General features: G+C 74.4%; 17 protein-coding genes. 4 read left to right on the top strand and 13 right to left on the bottom strand.

Features of this window, described 5'->3' with window-relative positions; genetic code table 11:
* Positions 1 to 17 precede the first annotated feature (17 nt).
* Positions 18 to 1,685: an FAD-binding dehydrogenase gene (locus Pdca_RS17935; protein WP_085911164.1), complete on the bottom strand. Its 1,668-nt coding sequence runs from the start codon at positions 1,683 to 1,685 to the stop codon at positions 18 to 20.
* Between the two features lie 48 nt (positions 1,686 to 1,733).
* Between Pdca_RS17935 and Pdca_RS17930 the strand changes: the two genes are divergently transcribed.
* Entirely contained in the window at positions 1,734 to 2,402 is a 669-nt protein-coding gene (locus Pdca_RS17930) for a class II aldolase/adducin family protein (RefSeq protein WP_085911163.1), read from the top strand.
* On the opposite strand, the gene mtnA is transcribed toward Pdca_RS17930, so the two are convergent.
* Positions 2,332 to 3,375 (bottom strand): S-methyl-5-thioribose-1-phosphate isomerase, encoded by a 1,044-nt coding sequence (mtnA, locus tag Pdca_RS17925; RefSeq protein WP_085911162.1) that lies wholly within the window; start codon positions 3,373 to 3,375, stop codon positions 2,332 to 2,334. The genes Pdca_RS17930 and mtnA overlap by 71 nt on opposite strands.
* A 314-nt stretch (positions 3,376 to 3,689) precedes the next feature.
* On the bottom strand, positions 3,690 to 5,051 hold the full coding sequence (locus Pdca_RS17920) for a PQQ-dependent sugar dehydrogenase (RefSeq protein ID WP_085911161.1): 1,362 nt from the start codon (positions 5,049 to 5,051) through the stop codon (positions 3,690 to 3,692).
* A 65-nt stretch (positions 5,052 to 5,116) separates the two neighbouring features.
* Here Pdca_RS17920 and Pdca_RS17915 point away from each other — a divergent pair, with 65 nt between their 5' ends.
* Positions 5,117 to 5,509, top strand: a complete 393-nt coding sequence (locus Pdca_RS17915) for an SRPBCC family protein (RefSeq protein WP_085911160.1) — start codon at positions 5,117 to 5,119, stop codon at positions 5,507 to 5,509.
* Here the strand turns inward: Pdca_RS17915 and Pdca_RS17910 are convergent.
* Genes Pdca_RS17910 through Pdca_RS17900 form a run of 3 tightly spaced genes read right to left on the bottom strand, consistent with a single transcriptional unit; the run spans position 5,455 to position 8,752 of the window.
* Positions 5,455 to 6,333: an alpha/beta fold hydrolase gene (locus tag Pdca_RS17910; protein WP_085911159.1), complete on the bottom strand. Its 879-nt coding sequence runs from the start codon at positions 6,331 to 6,333 to the stop codon at positions 5,455 to 5,457. The genes Pdca_RS17915 and Pdca_RS17910 overlap by 55 nt on opposite strands.
* Complete coding sequence (locus Pdca_RS17905; RefSeq protein ID WP_085911158.1) at positions 6,330 to 7,193, bottom strand: SDR family NAD(P)-dependent oxidoreductase; 864 nt, start codon at positions 7,191 to 7,193, stop codon at positions 6,330 to 6,332. Before Pdca_RS17905 ends, Pdca_RS17910 begins: the two co-directional genes overlap by 4 nt.
* On the bottom strand, positions 7,190 to 8,752 hold the full coding sequence (locus tag Pdca_RS17900) for a flavin-containing monooxygenase (RefSeq protein WP_085911157.1): 1,563 nt from the start codon (positions 8,750 to 8,752) through the stop codon (positions 7,190 to 7,192). Before Pdca_RS17900 ends, Pdca_RS17905 begins: the two co-directional genes overlap by 4 nt.
* A gap of 138 nt (positions 8,753 to 8,890) precedes the next feature.
* Here Pdca_RS17900 and Pdca_RS17895 point away from each other — a divergent pair, with 138 nt between their 5' ends.
* Positions 8,891 to 9,901 carry an AraC family transcriptional regulator gene (locus Pdca_RS17895; RefSeq protein WP_085911156.1) on the top strand — a complete coding sequence of 337 codons (1,011 nt, stop codon included), beginning with the start codon at positions 8,891 to 8,893 and terminating at the stop codon, positions 9,899 to 9,901.
* A gap of 7 nt (positions 9,902 to 9,908) precedes the next feature.
* On the opposite strand, the gene Pdca_RS17890 is transcribed toward Pdca_RS17895, so the two are convergent.
* The 5 genes from Pdca_RS17890 to Pdca_RS17870 all read right to left on the bottom strand — a co-directional run bounded on the left by Pdca_RS17890 (position 9,909) and on the right by Pdca_RS17870 (position 15,330).
* Positions 9,909 to 10,922 (bottom strand): Rieske (2Fe-2S) protein, encoded by a 1,014-nt coding sequence (locus Pdca_RS17890; protein ID WP_085911155.1) that lies wholly within the window; start codon positions 10,920 to 10,922, stop codon positions 9,909 to 9,911.
* A 22-nt stretch (positions 10,923 to 10,944) separates the two neighbouring features.
* Positions 10,945 to 12,540: an FAD-dependent oxidoreductase gene (locus Pdca_RS17885; RefSeq protein WP_085911154.1), complete on the bottom strand. Its 1,596-nt coding sequence runs from the start codon at positions 12,538 to 12,540 to the stop codon at positions 10,945 to 10,947.
* Complete coding sequence (locus Pdca_RS17880; protein WP_085911153.1) at positions 12,537 to 13,304, bottom strand: class I SAM-dependent methyltransferase; 768 nt, start codon at positions 13,302 to 13,304, stop codon at positions 12,537 to 12,539. The genes Pdca_RS17885 and Pdca_RS17880 overlap by 4 nt, the downstream gene beginning before the upstream one ends.
* 86 nt (positions 13,305 to 13,390) lie before the next feature.
* Positions 13,391 to 14,602, bottom strand: coding sequence for a polyprenyl synthetase family protein (locus Pdca_RS17875; protein WP_085911152.1), 1,212 nt, complete (start codon positions 14,600 to 14,602; stop codon positions 13,391 to 13,393).
* Positions 14,603 to 14,934: 332 nt separating this feature from the next.
* A complete protein-coding gene (locus Pdca_RS17870; protein WP_085911151.1) occupies positions 14,935 to 15,330 on the bottom strand; it encodes a hypothetical protein in 396 nt (131 codons plus the stop codon).
* A 147-nt stretch (positions 15,331 to 15,477) separates the two neighbouring features.
* Here Pdca_RS17870 and Pdca_RS17865 point away from each other — a divergent pair, with 147 nt between their 5' ends.
* Entirely contained in the window at positions 15,478 to 16,581 is a 1,104-nt protein-coding gene (locus Pdca_RS17865) for a baeRF2 domain-containing protein (protein WP_085911150.1), read from the top strand.
* 159 nt (positions 16,582 to 16,740) lie between these two features.
* Here the strand turns inward: Pdca_RS17865 and Pdca_RS17860 are convergent, their stop codons facing one another.
* Both Pdca_RS17860 and Pdca_RS17855 read right to left on the bottom strand, forming a co-directional pair.
* Complete coding sequence (locus Pdca_RS17860; RefSeq protein ID WP_232021031.1) at positions 16,741 to 17,223, bottom strand: DoxX family protein; 483 nt, start codon at positions 17,221 to 17,223, stop codon at positions 16,741 to 16,743.
* A gap of 196 nt (positions 17,224 to 17,419) precedes the next feature.
* On the bottom strand, positions 17,420 to 17,899 hold the full coding sequence (locus Pdca_RS17855; protein WP_085911149.1) for a nucleoside deaminase: 480 nt from the start codon (positions 17,897 to 17,899) through the stop codon (positions 17,420 to 17,422).
* Positions 17,900 to 17,974: the final 75 nt, after the last annotated feature.

Below are 17,974 nucleotides of genomic sequence, written 5' to 3'. Positions count from 1 at the left end.
CCGTCCGGGTCGGAGATTCACGTCCCCAGCGCGAGCGCCCGCCCCGCCTGCCTGCCGGAGAACAGGCAGCCGCCGAGGAACGTCCCCTCCAGTGCCCGGTAGCCGTGCACACCTCCGCCGCCGAACCCGGCGACCTCACCGGCCGCCCAGAGTCCTGGAACGGCGGATCCGCCGGCGTCGAGCACCCGGCCGGCGAGGTCGGTCTGCAGGCCGCCGAGCGTCTTGCGGGTCAGCACGTGCAGCCGGACCGCGATCAGCGGACCGGCCGCCGGATCGAGCAGCCGGTGCGGCGGCGCGGTCCGCGCGACCTTCTCGCCGAGCGTGCGGCGGGCGTTGTGGATCGCCATCACCTGCAGGTCCTTGGCGAAGGCGTTGCCGAGCTGCCGGTCACGGGCGACGACCTGGCGGCGGATCAGCTCGACGTCCAGCTCGGGTGTGCCGCCGGTGATCCGGTTCATCCCGGCGACCAGCTCGTCGAGGGTGTCGGCGACGACGAAGTCCGCGCCGCGCTCCTTGAACGCCTCCACCGGGGCGGTCGCGCCGGGCCGGATCCGGCCGAGCGTCGCGCGCAGGTCCTTTCCGGTGACGTCCGGGTTCTGCTCGGACCCGGACAGCGCGAACTCCTTCTCGATGATCTTCTGGGTGAGCACGAACCAGGAGTGCTCGTGCCCGGTCCCGCGCAGCGCGGCGAGCGTGCCGAGGGTGTCGAATCCGGGGAAGTTCGGGGCGGGCAGTCGTTGCCCGGTGGCGTCGAGCCACAGCGACGACGGCCCGGGGATGATCCGGATGCCGTGCCCCGGCCAGATGGGGGAGTGGTTCGCCACGCCCTCGGTGTAGTGCCACATCCGGTCCCGGTTGACGATCCGGCCGCCCGCCGACTCGGTGATCGCCAGCATCCGGCCGTCGACGTGCGCGGGAACCCCGGTGACCATGTGCTCGGGTGGGGTGCCGAGCCGGGCCGGCCAGTTCGCGCGGACCAGGTCGTGGTCGCCGCCGATCCCGCCGGAGGTCACCAGCACCGCGCCGGCCCGGAAGGTGAAGTCGCCGACGACGTCGCGGTTGGTCGACGCGCCGCGCTCGGCGGCGTCCGGGGCGAACACGCTGCCGTGCACGCCGTCGACGACGCCGTCGGTGACCGCGAGCTCGTCGACCCGGTGCCGGAAGCGCAGCGTGATGGCGCCGGTGGCGGCGTGCTCGCGGACCCGGCGCACGAACGGCTCCAGCACCCCGGGGCCGGTGCCCCAGGTGAGGTGGAACCGCGGGACCGAGTTTCCGTGCCCGTCGGCGAGGTGCCCGCCGCGCTCGGCCCAGCCGACGACCGGCAGCCAGCGCACCCCCTGCTCGTGCAACCAGGACCGCTTCTCACCGGCGGCGAAGTGCACGTACGCGGTCGCCCACTGCCGGGCCCAGAAGTCCTCGCCGATCGGGTCGTCGACACCCCGCTCGAAACCGGCCGAGCCCAGCCAGTCCGACAGCGCCAGGTCGAGCGAGTCGGTGATCCCGGTGCGCCGCTGCTCGGGTGTGTCGACCAGGAACAGCCCGCCGAGCGACCAGAACGCCTGCCCACCCAGGTTCTGCTCCGGTTCCTGGTCGAGCACCAGCACCGAACGTCCGGCGTCGGCGAGCTCGGCTGCGGCGACGAGACCGGCGAGCCCGGCTCCGATCACGATGACATCGGCGTCCATGGCCGCGATCCTGCCGGACATCCCTACCCACGGGTAGGGTCTGGCGGCATGTCCCCGAGCGATCCGGACGACGCGCGCGAGGCCCTCTGCACCTGGTCCCGCCGGATGGTGCGGGACGGCCTGGTCGTCGGCACCTCCGGGAACCTGTCGCTGCGCTGCGGCGAGCTGATCGCCGTTACACCGTCCGGTGTGGACTACGAGACGATGACGCCCGCCGACGTCGTGCTGGTCAGCCCGGAGGGCACCGTGGTCGACGGTGTCCGGGCCCCGACCAGCGAGCTCGCCCTGCACCTCGCGGCGCAGGCCCGGCCCGGCACCTCCGCGGTGGTGCACACGCACTCGCCGGCCGCGGTGGCGCTGTCGCTGCTCCGTGACCACGTCCCGCCGGTGCACTACCAGATCGCGATGTTCGGCGGCACGGTGCGGGTCGCGGACTACGCCCCGTTCGGCAGCGACGAGCTGGTCGCGAACGCCGTCGCCGCGCTCGGCGACGGCAGCGCGGTGGTGCTCGGCAACCACGGGACGCTCGTGCTCGGCGAGCACCTCGGCGCCGCCTACGACGGTGCGCGGCAGCTGGAGTGGCTGTGCGACGTCTGGTTGCGGGCCCGTACGGCAGGTGAGCCGCGGCTGCTGTCCGAGGCCGAGATCAGTGAGGCGATGCGGCGATTCGCGGCGCAGAAGCGGACGGTGCGGGACTCCACGCCCGGCTCTCGGTGACGATCGCGGTCACCAGCTCGTGCGGGGTGACGTCGAACGCCGGATTGTAGACGGGAGTCCCGGGCAGGGTCATGAGCGTGCCGCCGTGCTCGCGGACCTCGTCGGCGCCGCGCTCCTCGACCACGATGTCCGCGCCGGTGGCGGTGTCCGGGTCGATCGTCTCCTCCGGGGCGACGATCACGAACGGGATCCCGGAGCGGGCGGCCGCGCAGGCCAGCATGTAGGTGCCGATCTTGTTGGCGACGTCTCCGTTGGCGGCGATCCGGTCGGCCCCGGCGAACACCACGTCGACCCGGCCGGTGGCGATCGCGGCCGGTCCCGCCGAGTCGACGCACAGTCGGTGCGGCACCCCGGCCCGCTGCAGCTCCCACACGGTCAATCGGGCACCCTGCAGCAGCGGGCGGGTCTCGCAGGCGAGCACCTCCTCGAGCACGCCGTCGGCGTGCAGCGCCAGGATCGCGCCGAGCGCGGTGCCACCGGGGCCTGCGGCGAGCGGGCCGGTGTTGCAGACGGTCAGCGCGCGCAGCGGCCGGTCGGGGCAGCGCTCGCGCACCAGGTCGGCGGCCCGCCGGGTGGCGGCGGCGTTGATCGTGGCGGCCTCGTCGGCGACCGCCCGTGCGGCGGCGAGAACACCGGCGGGGGATTCTTCGAGGGCCGCGAGTGCGCGCCGGACGCCGATCGACAGCGGCACCGCGGTCGGCCGCGCGGTCGCGATCCGCTGCGCGTCGGCCCGCACCGCGGCCCGGGCGTCCGCGGTGCCGGTGCCGTGCAGGTGTGCGGCGAGCGCGACCCCGTAGGCGCCGGTGATCCCCAGGCTGGGTGCCCCGCGCACGGCGAGCGACCGGACGGCGTCGATCACCCCGTCGACGGTGCCGAGGTGCAGGTACTCGGTGCGCTGCGGCAGCGCCCGCTGGTCCAGCAGGACGACGGCCGGGCCGCCCTCGGTCTCGTCGGCCCAGTCCACGATCCGCATCCGCCGACGGTACCCGCCCCGTGATCCGTAATCGGGAACCGGAACGGTCGCTGACCGAACGTCTCGGTTCCCGATTACGGATCATCAGCGGATGGGACGCTCAGGCCCCGGTCTGCGGTGCTCGCCGGGGCCCGGGGTGCTGGAGCGTCGCGGCGGCGGGTGATCACGGATCGGGAACCGGAGCAGTCGCTGACCGAACGTCTCGGTTCCCGATTGTGGATCATCGACGATGGGGTGCCCAGGCCGCGGTCTGCGGTGCTCGCCAGGGCCCGAGGTCCCGGAGCAGCGTCCCGACGGGTGCACCTCGACAGGGATCAGGCGGGCGGGGCGAGGCGGTAGACGGCGCCGGCGTCGTCGTCGGTGATGTAGACGGCGCCGTCCGGGCCGGAGACGGCGGCCACCGGGCGTCCCCAGCGTGCTCCCGACGGGTCCTGGAACCCGCCGACCAGGGTCTGCTGCGCGCCCATCCGGCCGTCGGCGTAGGGGAAGAAGGAGACCTCGGGTGCCCGGGGCGGGTCGGCGTTCCACGATCCGTGCACCCCGGCGAGCGCGCCCTCGGCGTACGGTTCGGGGAGCTCCCCGGAGGTGAACGCCAGGCCGAGCGGGGCGGAGTGCGCGGGGAATGCCTGCTCCATCGCCGGCAGCGTCGCGCAGTCGAGCTCCCGGCCACCGGGGTTGAGCTCGGCGTCGGCCACCATCGGCACGTCGGTGAGGTCCTGTGGGCTGCCCTGCACCCCGGGCTGGGTGTCCGGGTCCGGGTTGCAGTAGGGCCAGCCCAGGTTCCGGCCGGCGGTGAGCCGCGCGAGCGGTTCCGCCGGATGCGCGGTGACGTACTGGTTGATCACCTCACCGAACGACGAGCCGGACGCGTCGCCGTATGGCTGGTCGTAGGGGTAGGGGACGTTGTCGCGGCCGTTGACCGCGGTCCAGACGGCGCCGTCCGGGGCGACCGCCAGGCCGGTGCCGTTGCGGACGCCGACCGCGAACGGCTCGACCGGCCCGCCACCGGGCGGGATCCGCAGGATCGACGCGCGCGGCGGCGTCGCGGTGAGGTCCTCGACCGAGATGTTGCCGGTGGAGCCGATCGAGACGTAGAGCGCGCCGTCCGGTCCGGCGGCGACCGACTTGAGCTCGTGGCCGTAGGCGCCGCGCAGGTCCGGGCTGTTGGCGTCCGGCAGGTCGTCGGCGACGACGCGCGGATCGGTCGCGGCACCCGCGTCGTAGGCGTAGGAGACGACCCGGTTGCTCTCGGCGACGTGCAGCGTCGAGCCGTCCGGGGAGAACGCCAACCCGTGCGGCTGGGTGAGCCCCTCGAGCAGGGTGCGCTGCGCACCGTCGGGACCCAGGACGAGTACCCGGCCGTCGTCCGGGACGGAGACGAGTAGGTTCCGATCGGGGGTCCACACGGCCAGCCTGGCGTTCGGCACCCGCGCGAACACCGAGAGCGTCCACCCCTCCGGGACGAGTGCCTCCCGCGGCTGGTCCAGCGGTGCCGCGGCCATCCCGTCCGGGACGCCGAGCGGGACCGGCACCAGCTCCGCCGCCGCGGCGGCGACCGGGGCCTCGTTGCCGGACACGGCGTTGGTCACCGGGTTCGGGCCGGTCCCGCAGGCCGCCAGCAGGGGCAGGACGGTCAGCGCGGCGAGCCACGCACGACACAACGGTGCAGTCCGCATCAACCGGACGGTACGGGCAGTGCGGTTCCGCTGCGCGGCGGCCCGCAGGGGCGCAGGATCGGCGGATGCGCCTGACCCTGCACGCCCGCGGCCCGCAGCCCGCCGACGAGGTGTGGGAGCGCTACGCGGTTCCGTCCCGCTGGCCGGACTGGGCGCCCTGGATCACCGGGGTGGACTGCCCGGACGACCGGATCCGCACCGGATCGACCGGCGTGGTGCGCGGCCCGCTCGGTGTGCCGGCCGCGCGGTTCACGGTCACCGAGCTGGACGAGCGGCTCGGCACCTGGGCGTGGGACGTCGGGCTCGGCCCGGTCCGGTTGTCGCTCGATCACGGCGTGCGGCCGTCCGGCGGCGGCAGCCGGACCTGGCTCACCATCGAGGGCCCGGCCGCCGCCGTCCTCGGTTACGCGCTGCCGGCGCGGGTGTCGCTGGAGATGCTGGTGCGGCGCGCGGTCTGACCGATGTGCGCCAGCGCCAGCGTCGCGAAGCGCTCCGGCACCTCGATCTGCGGCATGTGCCCGACCCGGCCGAACACGTGCGTCGTCACCTGGGGCAGTTCGCGGGCGGCGGCCCGGAGCTGGGACACCGGCAGGATCAGGTCGCGCTCACCCCAGACGACCAGGGTCGGTTTCGGTGCCTTCGCCGCGGCGGAGAGCAGCGCGCTGCGCCACCCGGCCCGCACCCCGCGCACGGTGCCGAGCTCGGTGATCATCTCCAGGAAGGTCTGCGCGAACTCGGGCCGGGCGGCGATCTCCAGGGCCCGCGTGACCCGCTCCTCGGTGACCAGCGACCGGTCCACGAACAGCGACCGCTCGGTCTGCCGGGCGGCGCGGGCGTCCATCCGCCCGAGCAGGAACCGGCCCAGCAGCGGCACGCCGAGCACCCGCAGTGCGGGTGTCACCTCGGTGCCGAACCCGGCCGGGTCGGCGAGCACCAGGGTGGCGACCCGGTCCGGTGCCCTGGTGGAGAGCAGCAGCGCGACCGCGCCACCGAGCGAGTTGCCCATGACGTGTGCCGGCCGGGTCTCGCCGAGCGCGTCCAGGGTGGCCAGTGCGGTGTCGGCGAGCTTCGCCAGCGTCGCCGGGCCGTGCACGCGGTCGGAGTAGCCGAACCCGGCGAGGTCCGCGGCGATCACCCGGTACCCGGAGAGCAGCTCGTGCTGCTGGTCCCAGTCCTCCAGGCTGCGGCCGATGCCGTGCAGCAGCAGGACGGGCTCGCCCGCCGGGTCACCGGACTCGCGGATCCGGATCCGGACGCCGCCGGCGTCGACGTAGCGGGTCATCGGGCACCCGCCGTCCGCTGCGTGCGCCCGGCCGAGCCGAGCAGCCGGGACAGCAGCCGCAGGCCGTTGACCGGGGCGAGCCGGGCCAGCGCGTCGGGGACCTTCGCGCTGATCCCGATCAGCAGCCGCGGGCGGCGCTTCTCGATGGCCTCGACGATCTGCTCGGCGGCCCGGTCGGCCGGGAACGTCAGCAGCTTCTGGAAGTCCCGCTTGCCCTTCGCCGCCTCGTCGGCCGGAATGTTGACGCCGACCCGCGCCGACTCGGCGATCCCGGTCGCGATGCCGCCGGGGTGCACGGTGGTGACCGTGGTGCCGGCCTGGGCGAGCTCGCCGCGCAGCACCTCGGAGAACCCGCGCAGCGCGAACTTCGACGAGCAGTACGCCGACTGGCCGGGCGGCGCGATCAGCCCGAACAGGCTGGAGACGTTGACGACGTGCCCGCCGGGACGTGCGGTGAGCGCGGGCAGCAGGGCGTGCGTGAGCCGGACCGGGGCCCGGAAGTTGACGTCCATCACCCAATCGAACTCGTCGATCGTGAGCCGGGCGAAGTCGCCGCCCAGCGCGACGCCCGCGTTGTTGACCAGCAGCCGGATCTCGGGATGCCCGGCGCGGATCCGGCCGGCGAGCGCGTCGACCGCGTCGCGATCGGCCAGGTCGACGGTCTCGGTGGTCACCGACAGTCCGGGGTGAGCGGCGCGGATGCCACCGGCGACCGCGTCGAGCTTCGCGCCGTCGCGGTCGACGAGTACCAGGTCGCTGCCGCGCTCGGCGAGCAGCCGGGCGACGTGCGCTCCCATGCCGCCGGCCGCGCCGGTGACCACGGCGGTGCCCTCGGCGAAGCGGAACGGGGTGCGGCTCATGACGCGAGCTCCTTCACGGTCGGGGTGTCGGCGGCGATCCCGGCCTCGGACGGCGTGGTGACCGCCGCCGAGCGCTGCCCGACCGCTGACACCGGGGTCAGCAGCATGTCCTTCTCCAGATCGGCCCGGCCGAGCCCGATCGCGTCGAGGAAGAAGTTCTGCCGCAGCCGCCACGGGTCCTTGCGGCCCTGGCGCGGGAACAGGTGCTCGGAGCGCTTGACGTAGCCGGAGGCGAGATCGAGCAGCGGCCGGTCCGGCGACACGGTCGGCGCCGGCGTCGCGACCGCGATCCGGCGGCGGTCCATGTGCGCCAGCAGCCGGGGGACGTAGCGGGCGACCAGATCGGCCCGCAGCGTCCAGGACGCGTTGACGTAGCCGATGCAGAACGCCAGGTTCGGCACGCCGGAGAGCATCAGGCCGCGGTAGGTGACGGTCTTGCCGATGTCGACCTGCTCGCCGTCCACCCGGATCGTCATGCCGCCCAGTGGCTTCAGCGACAGCCCGGTGGCCGAGACGATGACGTCGGCCGGAAGCTCCTCGCCCGAGCGCAACCGGATGCCGGTCTCGGTGATCCGGTCGATGTGGTCGGTGACGACCGAGGCGTCGCCGGAGCGGATCGACCGGAAGAAGTCGCCCTCCGGGACCACACAGAGGCGCTGGTCCCACGGCTCGTAGGACGGTGTGAAGTGCTGGTCGACGTACGCCTCGTCCTTCAGGAACCGCATGGCCAGGCCACGCAGCACCTTCTTCACCCGCTCCGGGCGGCGCCGCGCGAGCTGGTAGAAGCTCTGGGTGAGCGCGACGTACTGGTAGCGCAGGATCGTGTGCGCGAGCTTCGCGGGCAGGAACCGCCGGAGCCGGTCGGCGACCGGGTCGTGGCTGGGCAGCACGGTCAGGTACGACGGCGAGCGCTGCAGCATCGTGACGTGCTCGGCCTGCGCGGAGAGCGAGGGGATCAGCGTGACCGCGGTTGCGCCGGACCCGATCACCACGACCCGCTTGCCGGTGCAGTCGAGGTCCTCCGGCCAGAACTGCGGGTGCACCCAGGTGCCCGCGAAGTCCTCGCGGCCGGGGAACTCGGGCTGGTAGCCCTGGTCGTAGTCGTAGTAGCCCGAGCACATGAACAGGAATCCGCAGGTGTAGCGGCGGGGCCCGTCCGCGGTCTCGGTGTCGACCGTCCAGCGGGCGGTCGAGGAGTCCCACGACGCGCCGACGACCTTGGTCCCGAACCGGATCCGGTCGCGGACGCCGAACTGGTCGGCGGTCTCGCCGATGTAGCGGCGGATGTCGGCGCCGTCGGCGATGGACTTGGGCTCGCGCCACGGCCGGAACGGGTAGGCCAGGGTGAACATGTCCGAGTCCGACCGGATGCCCGGGTAGCGGAACAGGTCCCACGTGCCGCCGAGGTTCTCCCGGCCCTCGAGGATCGCGTAGTCCTTGCCGGGGAGCTCCTGCTGCAGGCGGCAGGCGGCTCCGATACCGGACAGGCCGGCACCGACGATGATCACGTCCCGGTGCTCGGTCCGGTCGGGGTTGCTGGGCTGTGTCCCGGAAGTCACGGGATGGCCTCCCTGTCGTGGTCGTCTGCGCTGACTGGCCCTCGCCGGCCGCTGCCGACTGCTGTTCGTCGTCGATCCTGCCTGAAACCTACCGCGGGTAACTTGACCTCACGCGACAACAACTTAACCTCAGGCGCCATGGGGACGGGATCACTCACCCGGGCGAGGGCGCTGCGCGGCCTGCCCGAACTGATCGGCGAGCTGGGGGGCGACGGGCCCGCGATGTTCGCCCGGTTCCGGATCCCGGTCGCCGCGGTGGACGGTGCCGATCCGGACGCGCTGGTCCCGACCCGCTCGGTGGCACGCGTCCTGGAGACCGCCGCCGGCGAGCTGTCCTGCCCGGACCTGGGGCTCCGGCTCGCCGAACGACAGGGTCCGGAGATCCTCGGCCCGCTCGCCGTCGCCGTGCAGAACTCGGCGACCCTCGGCGCCGCGCTGGAGTGCGCGTCGCGCTACCTGTACGTGCACAGCCCGGTGCTGACGGTCGGCTCGGTACCCGACCCGGAGGACGCGCCGGGGGTGACCGGGCTGGAGTACGGCAGCACCGATCCGATGCCGCCACAGGTCGCCGATCTGGGCGTCGGTGTGCTGCACCGGATCGTGCGGCTGCTGGCGGGCGGGGCCTACGGCCTGCGGTCGGTGCACCTGCCGCACCCGCGGCTGACCGCACCCGAGCGCTACCGGGCCTTCTTCGACGCCGAGGTCCGCTTCGACCGGCCGGCCGCGGTGCTGCGGGTCCCCGCCGACCTGGTCCGGCGGCCGCTCGCCGGTGGCGACGAGACCGTGCGGGCGATCGCGATCGACTACCTGGAGACGCATTTCGACCGGCCGGGCCGGACGGTCGCCGATCGGGTCCGGACCGCCGTCGACCGGTCGCTGGGCAGCGGGCCGGTCCGGGTCGGCTCGGTCGCGCGGCTGCTGCGGGTGCACCCGCGCACCCTGCAACGGCATCTCGCGGCCGAGGACACGACCTTCGAGCGGATCGTCGACGAGGCGCGCCGGGATCTGGCCGAACGCCTGATCACCCGCACCGACCTGCCGTTCAGCCAGGTGGCTGGGATGGTCGGGCTGGCCGAGCAGTCGGCGCTCACCCGCTCGTCGCGGCGCTGGTTCGGCAGCCCGCCCCGGGAGCTCCGGCGGCAGGCCTGACGCGCGCTCAGGATGTGCGGGTGCGCATCTCGTAGCGCCGCTCGGCGTAGTCCAGGTCGTCGCGCCACAGCTTCGTGGCGGCGGCGGCCATCGCCGGCCGGATCGCCGGGGCGAGCCGGGACGCGACCGCGAATCCCGGCCGGTCCGATCCGGCGACGACGGCCTCGACCACCGAGGTCCGCGGCCGTCCGTCGCGGCCGGGGCCACGCGGTGTCGCGTGCGTCTCGACGACGCTGCCCAGGCCCTCGCCGTCCACGATCCGCATCACGACGGTGCGCGGCTCCGGGCAGACGAACTCGGCCTGTACCGGCACCCCGATCCGCGGTCCGACCTTGAAGGTGACGGTCACCAGGAACCGGTCGTCGGCCTCGGTCACGTCGGTGACCGCAGGCGCGGAGACGACGTCGAGCCGCTGGAACGAGTACGGGTGGAACCACGCCCCGTGCCACGGGTCGAGCCGGTTGGCGACGATGTCCTCGGGCTCGCAGATCCCGGTCAGCGTGGTCACCGCGTCCAGCGTGCGCCCGGCCGGGCGGGCCGGGACCACCGGGGCGTCGGTCGGCTCCTCGCCGCCGATCTCGTCGAGCCGGACCCAGACCAGCACGCCGTCGTCGTGTGCGGGGAAGGGGACCCAGCCCGGGCCGGAGCGGGGGCCCAGGCGCAGCCCGTGCCACCGGCACACCAGCTCCCCGCAGTCGACGGCGGCCAGCGCCATCGGGGCGCCCAGGTGCGGGCAGGCACCCGGGCCGACCCGCACCGTCCCGGCGGTGTCCCGCCAGGCGACGAGCTCGGTCCCGCCGATCCGGCTGCCGAACGGCCGGTCCGCCCGGACCTCCCGGGACGAGGCGAGCACGAACCAGTTGCCGGACGGCCGGGCCTGGGCCCGCTCCAGCGCGGCGGAGATCAGCTTGGGATCGGCCCCGGCGTAGGTGGGCTGCTGGCGTGCCCAGTCCGACGGCGGCAGCGGCTGCAGCGGCCAGCCCGCGGGCCAGCGGCGCGAGATCCGGGACATCAGGCTCATGACGGGTTCCTTCGCAGGGGGATCAGCGGGAGCGCATCGCGTACTCGGCGGCGCGGCGCAGCGGGCCGAACCGGCCACGGGTCGGGACGGTCTCCAGCGGGTGACCGGCGAGTCCCCAGCCGGCGAGCAGCCGGTTCGCCGCCAGCCAGCCGGTGCTCGCCGCACGTTCCATCAGGGCGACCGGCAGATCGACCCGGATGCCGTCACCGGCCAGCACCAGGCCGTCGACGGGGGTGACGACGCCCGGTCGTCGTGCGAAGTCGCCGAGCCCGAACATCGGGCAGTCCCGGCGCCACTGCACCAGCTCCCCGACGGCGCGGGCGCCTGCGGTCTCCGGGTAGATCGCGTGCAGCCGGGCCAGGCAGCGGCTGCGCAGATCGGCCGTCCAGGAGGCCTCGTCGAACCCGGTGGGGACGGTCGCGGAGTAGGCGTGCAGCTCGACCACCGATCCACCGGTGCGCGCCGCCCAGCTCGCGGCGTCGTGCTCGTAGCGGTCGAGCACCGAGATGTTGTCCAGCGGGTCCAGCCCGCCGGTTCCCAGGAACGGCGGCCGGTCCGCGCGGACCGGGCGGTCCAGCCAGAGCCGGTACACCAGGAACGGCGGTGCGCTGCCCAGGGCGGCGATGTCGTCGCGCCAGGCGGGCAGTGCGTCCGGCCCGGCAGGCAACGGGTCGACGGAGCCGAGATCGGAGGCGGCGACGATCTCCCGCAATCCGGGCACGTCGGTCGCCAGAACCACCGCGTCCACCTCGGTACCGCCGGACGAATGATTCACGTGGAACCGTCCACTCCCGACATCGCGCTGCACCGAGGAGGCGAGCGTGCCGGTCCGGAAGCTGACGCCGCGGGCGATCAAGTAGTGCCGCAACGGTTCCCAGAGAGCGGTGTCGAAGCCGTCGTCGGGCACGTCGAACATCAGCCCCTCGGACGAGCCGAGGAAGTAGATGTGGAACATCGTCGCGAGCTCGGCGGCCGACATCGTCGACGGCGGTGCGAAGAAGCTGCGGGAGAAGACCTCGAACGCCAGGTGCCGGGCCGCCGGCGGGAAGTTGATCGACTCGAGGAAGCTCTGCGCGTCGACGTGGTCGAGCGCCTCGTAGATCCCTGGCACCGATACCGCGGCCAGCGGCGCGGCGGCGCGTGGATCGAGCCCGGCCAGGTCGCGCGGGCGGAACGTGGGGCTGCGCAGCGCGAACAGCACGGCGTTCCACGGGGGAGTGCGGGGCAGCCCGCGGAAGGTGTCGCGCCGGCCCTCGGCGTCGATCAGCGGGTAGTCGTCGAGCGCGACCAGCCTGCGCAGGCCCGGATCGGCGCGCCGGAGCAATGCTCGCAGGTTGTAGTACTGCCGGAAGAACGCGTGGAAGCCGCGGCCCATCGACACCGCCGTGCCGTCGGGCAGCCGGTCCGACCAGGCGCCGACCCGGCCGCCGAGGTACGGCTCGCGCTCCAGGACCTCGACGACGACGCCGCGCTCGGCGAGCCCGGTCGCGGCGGCCAGTCCGGCGATCCCGCCGCCGACCACGGCGACCCGCGGGCGCCGCCCGAGCACTCCGGCGTCGCCGTGCCCGTCCGCAGGCGGATGCACGACCCGGCGGGGGTCGACGGGCGCGACGCTCATCGGCGGGTTCCCAGCACGGTGTGCACGACGCCGTTCTGCCAGCCGGTCATCGTCTCGGAGTGGACGGCGTCGAAGCCCGCGGTGCGCAGCCGGTCGCGCAGCCGCCCGATGCCGTCGAAGGTGTTCACGCTGCGCCACAGGTGCCGGTAGAGCGCGGTTTCGCCGGTGGTCAGCCGGCCGAGCGGGACGATCACACCCCAGCAGACCGCGTGCCAGACCGCTCTGGCCCGCGGCGAGTCGGCGACCGAGTACTCGTGCAGGGCGAGCACCCCGCCGGGCCGGAGCAGGTCGTGGAAGCGGCGCAGCTGGGCGTCCGGGTCGTCGAGGTTGCGCAGCAGGTAGGCGGCGAGGATCCCGTCGAAGGGACCGTGCACCCCGGCGTCGGCGAGCGCCTCCGCGGTGGAGTGCACGAACCGCACCGACGCCGGCCACGGCTTCGAGCGGGCCCGGGTGAGCATCCCGGCAGAGGCGTCGACGGCGACGATCTCGGCGCGCGGTGCGGCCGCCAGCAGCGCCGCGGTGGAGGCTCCGGTGCCGCAGCCGGCGTCGAGCAGCCGCAGGCCTGCGCCGTCGCGGGGGAGCCGCATCCGGGCCGCCGAGGCGCGCAGATGCTCGTGGTAGCCGGGGTTCATGCCGACCAGCCGGTCGTAGTCGCCCGCGCCGTCGTCGAAATGGGTGGGGACCTCGTGGCGTGGCAGGCCGGCCCGGCCGACGGTCCCGGTGCGGGCGGTTCCGGTGCTGGAGTGATCGGTGTGCTCGGCCATGCGCCGGAGCGTAGAACCGGACGCCGGCGGCGGCGCGCCGGGGGAGCGGCGGGACGGACGCGGGCCGGCCGGGTACGGCACCGTGCTCAGGAGGCCCGGTCGGCGCAGCGCACCGCCATCGCGCGCAGCACCCCGGCGACGTCGTCGCCGAGCCTGCCGTCGGCGACCGCACCGTCGACCAGCCGCAGCGCACCCTGGACCCGGGTGCCGATCAGCTCGTCGATCCGGCGGCGGGCACCGGTGGACTCGATCAGCGCACGGGCGGCCGCGACGTCGACCGGGCCACCGCCCTCCCGGGCGCTGTCGGTACCGCCCTCCCGGGCGCTGTCGGCACCGCCGTCGCCGTTCTCAGCACCGGACCCGCCGGACCCGCCGTTGTCGGAGCCGAGCAGCAGCGCGTCCAGCCGGGCCCGGGTGTGCGGTTCGGCCAGCTCCCGGGCGAGCACCACCAGGCTGGTGGCCTTGCGCTCGGTCAGGTCGTCGCCCGCGGACTTGCCGGTGGCGCCGGTGCCGAAGACGCCGAGCACGTCGTCGCGCATCTGGAACGCCTCGCCGATCATGGTTCCGTAGTCCCCGAGCAGGGTCAGCAGCTCCTCGTCGGCCCCGGCCATCGCGGCACCGAGCTCCAGCGGGCGCCGGACGGTGTAGTTGCCGGATTTGCGGCGCAACACGTCCATCACCTCGTCCAGGTCGGGGACCCGGCGGGCGTCGTTCACCAGGTCCGCGAACTGCCCGACCGCGAGCTCGGAGCGCATCGCGTCGTAGCGTGGCCAGCCGCGGTCGAGGACCTCGGCCGGCAGGCCGCTCTCCCGCATCGCCTGCTCGGCCCACACCAGGCAGAGATCACCGAGCAGCACGGCCGCCGACTCGCCGAACCGGTCCGCGCTGCCGGACATGCCCTGCTCGCGATGCCAGCCGGCGAGCTGGACGTGCACGGTGGGGCGGCCGCGGCGCAGCTGCGAACCGTCCATCACGTCGTCCTGGATGAGGGCGAAGGCGTGCAGCAGTTCGAGACCGGCGAACGCGCCCAGCGCGCCGGGGGAGTCGGGCGCCGCAGCCCGCCAGCCGAGGTAGCCGAACATCGACCGCAGGTACTTCCCGCGCCCGACGAAGTCGGCGAGCACGCCGGAGACGAACTCCGAGCCCGGCACCGAGTGCACGTGCTCGGCGCAGCGCCGCCGGACGATGTCCGCCACGTGCGCGTGCACCCGCCGGCGGATCTCCTCGGGCCAGCCCGCGCCCGGTGCCACGTGCACGACATGCTCCCGCTGCCTGGTGGTTCCCGTCTCGACGGCCATCGCCACGCCTCCTGTCGGCCGGTCGGTCGCCCCGGACGGGGTCCGGGCACGGCGGGTGCCCGCCGGGTCGTCCGAGCCTATGGGCGACAGCGTGATCGTGCCCGGCGGCCACCGGATCGGGCGAGACTGCCGGTCAGCCGCACCCGCTCCGCGAGGCGCTGTGGATCCTGGCCGAGCGCGACGTCGTCACCATCGTCCCGAACCGTGGTGCACGGGTGAACGGCCGGTCGCTGGCTCGCGAACGCGAGCATCGAGGATTGCGAGATCACCCGCGACCGTCGCAACACGCTGCTGCGCGATGTCGCCGCCGCCGGCCGAGCAGCGGCCGGGGGTCAGCGCAGCCGCAGGAACGACCAGGCGGCCAGCCACACCGAGCCCGCGGTCAGTGCCATCGCGCCCGGGAGGTGCACGATCAGGCCGGGGATGGTCCCGAAGTAGCCCTGGACGAAGGTGAGGACGAAGACGACCGTCGCCACCACCGAGGGCCACCACGGGCCGCCGTTGCGGGTGCGCAGCCAGATCGCCGCGCCCGCGGTCAGGCCGGTGACGATGTGCAGCACGATCGAGCCGGCCGCGTGCGGTCCGACCGCTCCGCCGGTGAACAGTCCGGCCGCGGTCACGAACTGCCAGGTGATCACGGCGACCGAGGCCACCGCGAGCACGCGCAGCGCCAGCACGGGCGCGGCCGACGCGCTGTCGGGGGCCACGTGGCGGTTCTGGGTGGACATCTGACTCCCGGTCGGATCCGAGCGACGCCGGTCGCGGCGCCACAGGTGATCACCGAGTCTGCCCGGAAACGCCCCTCCGTGCACGAAACACGCCCCGGTGCCCGTTGTGCGGGCGGTGGTTTGCCCGGTCGCGTGACGGGAAGGCAGATGGGGATGCGAACCGACTGGATCCGACACCTGAACGACGACGACGGCCCCTTCGCGACGGTCGTCCTGGACGCCACCCACGACACCGCCGACGCCACCGAGCGGTACCGGCTGCGGTGGCGCGACCTGCGTGAGCGGCTGGCCGACGACGGTGCGGACGAGCGGACCCTCTCCGTGCTCGACGACGCGGTGGTGGATGCTCCCGCCCCGAGCGGCACGGCGGGCCGGGTGCTCGTCGCCGCCCCGGACGGTGTGCTGCTCGACCGGCACACCGAGGTGCCGCCGGAACGCGGCACCGCGACCTGGGGCCCGGTGCCCGAGCTGCTACCGGTCCTCGCCGCGGTCGGCGAGCAGGTCCCGACGGTGGTCGTCGCGATCGACAACACCGGCGGCGAGATCCGCGCAGTGGACGGCACCGTGGAGACCGTCGGTTCGGACTCGTCCGGCCCCGTGCACAAGGCCAACACGGCGGGCCCCGGCGAGGGCGGCGCGGACGCCCGGGTCGAGGAGACCTGGAAGCGCAACGCCCAGGCCGTCGCCGAGCGGGTCGACAAGCTGGTCCGGGGCGGAAACGCCGACCTGCTCGTGGTGGCCGGTGACGCGCCGGCCAGGGCCCGGCTGCGCGACGAGCTCGCATCCGCATCGGCCGAGATCATGGCCGAGATCGAGAATACCGGCGGCACCGTGCCCGAGCAGGTCGACGACACCGTGCGGGCGGCCGCCGACGAGGTCCGTGAGCGGCGCCGGTCCGCGGCGGTCGCCGGCTACGCGACGGCGTCCGGCCGCGACGGCGGGCTCGCCGTGACCGGTCTGGGCGACGTCGTCGCCGCGGCCAGGGCGCACGCCGTCGAGACACTGGTGATCGATCCGTCGTCGGTTCCCGGTACCGAGCTCCTGGTCGGCGCGGATCCGACGGCCGTCGCACAGAAGCCGGACGAGCTGCTCGACGACGGGCCGACGACGTCGGCGCCCGCGGTCGGCGTGCTGGTGCGGGCGGTCGCCGGGGCCGACGCCGGGATCGTGCTCGCGGCGCCCGGTGACGACGTGACGCTCGTCGACGGGCTCGGCGCCGTGCTGCGCTTCCCGATCGGCCCGGCCGCCTGACGACCGAGGCCCGCTCGCGTCCGGCCGTCGTCGTGGCTGGTCCCGGGCGGTTCGCCACCCCTGGGACCCCGCCCCTGGGACCCGGCCCCTGTGGCCGAGCCCTGTGGCCCACCCCTGTGTTGCTGCCCCGTCCCCGCCGGCCGCCGGGGCGGGGCGCGATCAGTTCCGGGACCGGTGCCGGCCGGTGCTCCCGTTCCGGGTGGGCCGCAGCAGCGCCCACGAACCGCAGGACCACAGCGCCCACAGCACGAACAGCGGCTGGAACAACAGCCGGGTCGCGCGGGCGGCGTCGGTGTCGAGCCCGAACGCCGCGGTGCCGGTCAGGTACTGCGACACGTTGCCGGGGAACACGATCACGAACAGTGCGGCCGCGGCGAGCCCGGCGACCGGCCGCCGCCGGGCCGGTGCGACGAGCAGCGCCGCGCCCAGCGCGATCTCCACCAGCCCGGACACCAGCACGATCGCGCCGGGCGCGGGCAGGAACGGCGGAACCTGGGCCAGGAACTCACCGGGCACGACCAGGTGCGCGATCCCGGCGGTCACCAGGAACGCGCCGAGCAACAGGCGGGCGACGGTGCGCAACCAGGCCATCGGCCGGGCCTCCGATGCGGGTGGGAAGGGTGTGAGTGGGCCGAACGTCACCCGATCGTCTCATCGCGACGTCGTCGCTGCTCGAACCGGGTGAACTCGAGGGCACCGCGATTTCCGCCGGCGGCAGCGGGGTACTTCCGTGGCGTCACGATCCACGGCGGAGCCGGGTGCTGGGGAGCCTTCCGGCTCCGCTGATCTCACGGTCCGGGGCGCGGCCGATCGGGGATGGTCGCGCTCCGGACCTTTCTCATGCGGATCCTCGGCGGAACCGCTCGTGCAGCAGCCGTACCTGCGGCGCGAGATCCGGATCGGGCCCCTCCACCCGGATCCCGGGTGCCACGTCCGACACCGGCAGCGGCCGGACCGGGCCGGGCGCCGCGCCGAGCTCCTGACGCCAGGTGCTCAGCTGCGCGGTCGAGCTGGCGTAGACGATCCGCCCGAGCCCGGCCCAGGCGTGCGCGGCGGCGCACATCGGGCAGTGCTCGCCGGAGGTGTAGACGGTCGCCGCGGCCCGCTGGGCGGGGGTGAGCAGCTCGGTCGAGCGCCGGGCCAGCGCGAACTCCGGATGCTGCGTCGGGTCGCCGCCGGACACCCGGTTGCGGTCCTCGGCGACGGCCGTCCCGGAGCCGTCGACCAGTACCGAGCCGAACGGCTCGTCACCGGCGAGGAGCGCCTGCTCGGCCAGCTCGACGCACCGCCGCAGGTGTGTCCGATCGCGCTCGTCCATCGCCCCGCCCGTCCTGTGTCGATCGCCGTCCGGGCTCCGATGGTAGGCGGGTCCGCGGGAGTCCGTGGCGGGTCG

It is taken from the genome of Pseudonocardia autotrophica (assembly GCF_003945385.1).
In the GTDB taxonomy this organism is placed as follows: Bacteria; Actinomycetota; Actinomycetes; order Mycobacteriales; family Pseudonocardiaceae; genus Pseudonocardia; species Pseudonocardia autotrophica.
Note: the sequence above shows the minus strand (reverse complement) of the source record. Positions and strands in the feature narration are given on the sequence as shown.